Source organism: Saliniramus sp. (assembly GCF_035311605.1).
Classification (GTDB): domain Bacteria; phylum Pseudomonadota; class Alphaproteobacteria; order Rhizobiales; family Beijerinckiaceae; genus Saliniramus.
The window spans coordinates 1-5,705 of record NZ_DATGCW010000028.1 but is presented as its reverse complement, the minus strand read 5'-3'; the positions used below and the strand labels follow the sequence as shown (position 1 = coordinate 5,705).

At 63.9% G+C, this 5,705-nt stretch carries 7 protein-coding genes and 1 pseudogene; 5 read left to right on the top strand and 3 right to left on the bottom strand.

Annotated features, from left to right (window positions below; all coding sequences use genetic code 11):
* A pseudogene (locus VKP01_RS01430) lies at positions 1–234 on the top strand (SMC-Scp complex subunit ScpB); the annotation flags it as partial.
* Positions 235–240: 6 nt separating this feature from the next.
* Here the strand turns inward: VKP01_RS01430 and VKP01_RS01425 are convergent.
* Positions 241–1,251: a fumarylacetoacetate hydrolase family protein gene (locus VKP01_RS01425; protein WP_324409853.1), complete on the bottom strand. Its 1,011-nt coding sequence runs from the start codon at positions 1,249–1,251 to the stop codon at positions 241–243.
* Positions 1,252–1,314: 63 nt separating this feature from the next.
* On the opposite strand from VKP01_RS01425, the gene VKP01_RS01420 reads away from it, so the two are divergent.
* Entirely contained in the window at positions 1,315–2,541 is a 1,227-nt protein-coding gene (locus VKP01_RS01420; RefSeq protein WP_324409852.1) for a hypothetical protein, read from the top strand.
* Between the two features lie 7 nt (positions 2,542–2,548).
* Here the strand turns inward: VKP01_RS01420 and VKP01_RS01415 are convergent, their stop codons facing one another.
* Both VKP01_RS01415 and VKP01_RS01410 read right to left on the bottom strand, forming a co-directional pair.
* Positions 2,549–3,094 (bottom strand): BLUF domain-containing protein, encoded by a 546-nt coding sequence (locus tag VKP01_RS01415; RefSeq protein ID WP_324409851.1) that lies wholly within the window; start codon positions 3,092–3,094, stop codon positions 2,549–2,551.
* 316 nt (positions 3,095–3,410) lie between these two features.
* Positions 3,411–3,884: an iron-sulfur cluster assembly scaffold protein gene (locus tag VKP01_RS01410; protein ID WP_324409850.1), complete on the bottom strand. Its 474-nt coding sequence runs from the start codon at positions 3,882–3,884 to the stop codon at positions 3,411–3,413.
* 194 nt (positions 3,885–4,078) lie between these two features.
* On the opposite strand from VKP01_RS01410, the gene folE reads away from it, so the two are divergent.
* The 3 genes from folE (at position 4,079) to VKP01_RS01395 (ending at position 5,577) form a co-directional block, all read left to right on the top strand.
* Positions 4,079–4,726, top strand: coding sequence for a GTP cyclohydrolase I FolE (gene folE / locus VKP01_RS01405; RefSeq protein WP_324409849.1), 648 nt, complete (start codon positions 4,079–4,081; stop codon positions 4,724–4,726).
* A gap of 114 nt (positions 4,727–4,840) precedes the next feature.
* Positions 4,841–5,269, top strand: a complete 429-nt coding sequence (gene hisI, locus VKP01_RS01400; RefSeq protein ID WP_324409848.1) for a phosphoribosyl-AMP cyclohydrolase — start codon at positions 4,841–4,843, stop codon at positions 5,267–5,269.
* 56 nt (positions 5,270–5,325) lie between these two features.
* Positions 5,326–5,577, top strand: coding sequence for a CopG family ribbon-helix-helix protein (locus VKP01_RS01395; RefSeq protein ID WP_324409847.1), 252 nt, complete (start codon positions 5,326–5,328; stop codon positions 5,575–5,577).
* Positions 5,578–5,705 lie beyond the last annotated feature (128 nt).

Below are 5,705 nucleotides of genomic sequence, written 5' to 3'. Positions count from 1 at the left end.
CTGGAGCAGATCGACGACCTGCCCGGCCTCGAAGAACTCAAGGGCGCCGGCTTCATCGAAGGCCGCATCCCGCCCGGCATGAGCATCCCCTCCCCCTCCGACGCCGAGCATCTGCGCGAAGACGAGGAGCCCCTCGACGACAGCGACCTGTTCATGCCGCTGCCGATCGAGGGGGATGAGGGTGAGGGGGACTCGGGGGACGAGGAGGACACGCGGGACGAGCGCGGGGGGTGAGCTCGCTCACCCCGCCCGCTCCACCACCTGCTCGATCGCACCGAAAACCGAATGCGCCTTGGCATCCTTCATTTCGATGCGCACCCTGTCGCCGAAGCGCATGAAGGGCGTGCGGGGCTCGCCGTGGCGGAGGGTCTCGACGGTGCGTTGTTCGGCGATGCAGGAATAGCCGAGGCCGCCTTCCGCAACGGGCAGGCCGGGGCTGCCATCAGCGTCGCGGTTCGAGACGGTTCCCGAACCGATGATCGTACCGGCACCGAGCGCGCGGGTGCGTGCGGCATGGGCGATCAGGGTGGGGAAATCGAAGGTCATGTCGGTGCCGGCATCCGGCTTGCCGAAGAGCTGGCCGTTGAGCATGCTCACGAGCGGCAGGTTGAGCCGCCCGCCATCCCAGGCATCGCCAAGACTGTCAGGCGTCACCGCCACGGGTGAGAAAGCGCTGGCGGGCTTGGCGTGGAAGAAGCCGAATCCCTTCGATATCTCGCCCGGGATCAGATTGCGCAGCGAGACATCGTTTGCGAGCATGACGAGCCGGATCGCGGCAGCGCATTCCTCGCGCCCCGCCCCCATCGGCACATCGCCGGTGACGACCGCGATCTCGCCCTCGAAATCAATGCCCCAGCCCTCGTCGGCAAGGCGGATCGGATCGCGCGGGCCCAGAAACCCGTCGGAACCGCCCTGATACATCAGCGGATCGCTCCAAAAGCTCTCCGGCATCGCGCCGCCGCGCGCCCGGCGCACCAGATCGACGTGATTGACGTAAGCCGAGCCATCAGCCCACTGATAGGCACGCGGCAATGGCGCGGCGCAGTCGTGCTCGTGAAAGCGGAAACTGGGGACGGCACCATGTTCGAGCTGCTCGGCAAGATCGTGCAGATGCGGCGCGACGCGCTCCCAATCGTCGAGGGCGGCCTGAAGCGTGAGGGCGATGGTGTCTGCTTCGGTCGCGCGGGTCAGATCATCGGAGACGACGACGAGGCGTCCGTCGCGGCCTTGTTTGAGGGATGCAATCTTCATGATGCTCGCCTAATCTGGGTGTGATTGCCGGTGGGATTCGGCCTGTCGGGGGGACAATATAGGATGACCGATCTCGCAAGACGACGTTTTCTCGCAGCCGGCGGCCTGATTGCCGCATCAGCGACATTGCACGGCACACGGTCAGCACGGGCGCGGGAGCCGCTGAAGCTGCGCATGGCCTATGGTCTGCCGCGTATCCTGACCACGCCTTACGAAGCCGCCGAGCGTTTCGCAGCCGATATCGCCGAGGCCAGCGAAGGCACCGTCGCGATCACGCTGACGGACGGGCGCATACGGCTTCCCGCCGGCGCATCCGAGGGTTCCGAGACAGATGCAGCGGGTAACGTGCCGCAAGACGGGCAGGAAGACGGGGAGGAAGACGCGCTGGAGAGCAGCACGCGCGCGATCGAAGCCATGACCGTCGCGCCGACACCGCAAGTCCTGCTCGACGCCGTCGGCTCCGGGCGCATCGACATGGCCTACATGCCGCTCGATTCCCTGTATGAACGCGAGCCCGCCCTCGCCTTTGCGGGAGGGGCTCCGTTCGGCCTCAATGCGCGCCAGCATCAGGCCTGGTGGGAACAGGGCGGAGGGCGCGAGAGCATCGACGAAGCGCTCGCCCGGCACGGGTGCATCGCCCTGCCCTGCGGCGGCGCGGGCACGCCGATGGGCGGGTTCTATCCGCGCGAAATCACCGGGCCGGATGATCTGGCCGGCCTGCGCATCCGCATCGACGGAATCGGCGGGCAGGTATTGCGCGAACTTGGTGCCCAGCCGCAAGCCATCCCCGCCGAGGATACGGCGCGCGCCCTGCGGGAAGGCGAGATCGAGGCGGCTTGCGGTTTCGGCCCGGTGGATGACGAGATGCTCGACATCCACACCATGGCGCGGTTCTATCACGCCCCCGCCTTCTGGCAGGGCGCGGCGAGTTTCCATGCGGTGATCAACCTGCAGCTCTGGCAGGCTCTGTCGCCCGCCCGCCGCGCGATCATGACCATGGCCGCGCAAGCGACGCATCAGCGTCTGCTGGCGCGTTACGATTACCGCGCCGCCCCTGCACTCCGCCGGCTTGTCATATCCGGGATCGAGTTGCGCTATTTTCCGCAGGAGGTCATGCAGGCCGGCCTCGCCGCGGCGACGCGGGTCCATGACGACCTCGCACGCCGCGACGCCCTGTATGAACGGGCCTATCGTTCGATGTTGGCTTACCGCACGGACGCGCTGCTGTGGTGGCCGGTGGCCGAGCTGTCCTTCGACAGCTTCATGGCACGCTCGCGCGGGGAGCCCTGAGAAGCAATCATGCCGCGTTAAGGTTGCGGCGGGCTTCGAGGTCGCGCAGATCGGTGGCGAGCGAAAGGATCTTGCTGCCGGTCATTTTGGTCGGATCGATTGAACCCGAAATGCCGTGCGCCAGATAAACTTCCTCATGATCGACGCTGCGCATGGCCGAGCCCATGTTCCAGTCGGAGAAGTTGCGCTGCGCAATCGGGCGCTGCTCGACCAGGGTGACGTCGGCATGACGCCTGTCGCCGGCGATCCGGCGATAGGTCTCCTCGACGGCATCCTTATCCCCTTCGAGAATCTGCAGAAAATAAGCCTTGTCGAAGATCAGGTAACCGGTCACGCCATTCTCGCCGTTCTTGCGGCGAGCAATTTCCAGGATTTCACGCAGGTTCACGAGCTGGCTGCGATCATCCGCATCGAGCGTGTTCTTGCTGTAGTAGACCAACTGAGTCATCGCCATGTTTCTGCTCCGTTGACACATTGTGTTTCTTGCCTGCCGACAGGGGTAGAGCGCAAAACTTAACAGGAATGAACCAGCCCAACGGCCAAGCTGCCCCATTATTTTACAACTTCAAGGAGATCGCGCAAAAGGTGCATATTCATCAACACGGCAACCAAAGACCGATACGCGCCTTCTTCGAGCCGCATCCCTTTGTGACAAAGGCTTTCTGCGGGATCGCCCGCGAAGTCGCGAGAACGCGCAATGTCGGGCCATGTGCATAGCGCCGCCAAAATCGCAATGAACGCTTTGCGTCATTGCACACGGCTTTCCTAAAGGTCATTGGACAACCGCCTCGGTGCGCAAAGGCACGCGGCAAAGCTGCCGGAAAGGCGGATCGTGGCTTGCAAAAAAGATCGAGGTTGCAGACGCCCCGTCAGGACGTCCCGGTGGACGCCTTCGCACCGGTATTGCCCGCCGCCCCTCCGGCCTCGATCTGGTCGATCGCATCCACCACCGCATCGAAGGTGAGCAGCGTCGAGGCGTGGCGGGCCTTGAAGTCGCGCACGGGTTCGAGCACCCTGAGCTCTTCCCATTTGCCTTGCGGCGGCGGACCGTTCTCCTTGAGCATGGCGCGCATGGTCGCGCGCAGATCGCGCAATTCCTGCGCGCTCGCGCCGATCACGTTGCGCGCCATCAGCGAGGAGGAGGCCTGGCCGAGCGCGCAGGCCTTCACGTCATGGGCGAAATCGCTCACGCGGCCCTCTTCCATGGCGAGATCGACGGTGACCTTGGAGCCGCAGAGCTTCGATACGGCGCTGGCGCGCGCCTGTGGCGCCTCGAGTTGGCCGAGGCGTGGAATATCCGCCGCGAGTTCGAGGATGCGTTTGTTATAAATATCGTCCAGCATCGCAGATCCGTCTCCGCCGGAATTCCGGCTGCCCTTGTCATTATCCGCCGATCCGAGCAGGATGACTGCCCTGTCGTCAAGATAGGCGCTGCGCTACGAGAAAGCGAGATGCGGCCATCGGTCGCGATGATTGGTCCGGCTGCGGATGACGTGCGTAAGCATGGCTGTAAGCAGCAAGAAGCGGGAGGCACCACATGGATGCTGTGGTTAAGTCCTTGTCCACGCGTGAGACCTCGGTCGACGCCGACAAGCGGGAAATGCAAAGACCCAGCCGGGAAGAGGCGGAGGCGGCCGTGCGCACGCTGATCCGCTGGGCGGGGGATGATCCGGAACGCGAGGGGCTGCTCGACACGCCCAAACGCGTCGCCAAGGCCTATCGCGAGCTCTTCGCAGGCTATGAAGAGGATGCGGGCGATGTCCTCGCCAAGGTGTTCGAGGATGTCGAGGGCTATGGCGACATGGTGCTGGTGCGCGACATTCCCTTCCATTCGCATTGCGAGCACCACATGGTGCCCTTCCACGGGAAGGCGCATATCGCCTACTTCCCCTCGCAAGGTGTGGTCGGCCTGTCGAAGCTGGCCCGGCTCGTCGATGTCTATGCCCGGCGCCTCCAGACGCAGGAGACGATGACGGCGCAGATCACCGATGCGATCGAGGATTCGCTGAAGCCGCGCGGCATCGCCGTGATGATCGAGGCCGAGCATATGTGCATGTCGATGCGCGGCGTGATGAAGGCCGGCTCCTCGACGGTGACGACCACCTTCACCGGCATCTTCAAGGACGAGCCGGCGGAGCAGGTGCGCTTCTTCACGCAGCTGCGCGCGGGCAAGGAATACCGCTGACGCATATGAGGATTGCCTTGCGGCTGTTGACTTGTGCCGCGACTTCCCTTTTGTGAAGGCGCTTCGCCTGCGGGCGGGGCGCCTTTGCTCGTATGGGAAGGGATGGAAGCCAGCATGAGCGAAACGCGTTTCGGCCAGAACCTCGACAAATCCACACAGGAAGAGGGTGAAATCTTCGCCCCCCGCTTCAACGCCGACGGCCTCATCACGGCGGTGGCGGTGGATGCCGATACCAAGCGTGTCCTCATGGTCGCCCATATGAACGCAGAGGCGCTCGCCAAAACCCTCGAGACCGGCGAGGCGCATTACTGGTCCCGCTCGCGCAACGAACTCTGGCACAAGGGCGCCACCAGCGGCCAGATCCAGCGCGTCGAGGAAATGCGCGTCGATTGCGACCAGGACGCCATCGAAATGCGCGTCCGCGTCTCCGGCGACGGCAATTGCTGCCACACCGGCCGCCGCTCGTGTTTCTATCGCAGGGTGAGCATGGATCAGAACGGCGAGGCGCGGCTGACGAAGACGGATATGGCGTTTACGGGGTGAGTTTGATCGGGCTCGCCGGGATGCTATGATCTGCGCCGCAACCAACGGAGCCGACCTTGCCGCAGCGCGCCGCATCCGAACCGATCACCATCAGCGATGAGCGCATAGCCGAAGTAGACGCCCTCGCCCGCGCCACCGACCGCTCCCGCCACGACATCGTCGATCAGGCCATCGCACAATATCTCGAAGCCAATAGCTGGCAGACGAACCGCATCCAGGCCGGCATCGCCGCGGCGCGTGAGGGCAGAGTCAGAGATGCCGATCGGGTGTTCGGGGGGATTGCGGAGAAGCATTGTTGGGCGCGTTGAGGCGTGATCCAATAGGTATAAACATTTTCGTCGATTGTGTGATTCTAGAAAATAATCATGAAAATGCCCGGACTACGCCACCCTAGACCGAGCAACTAGACTTCGCAGAAGCTCAAATAGTTTTCCTT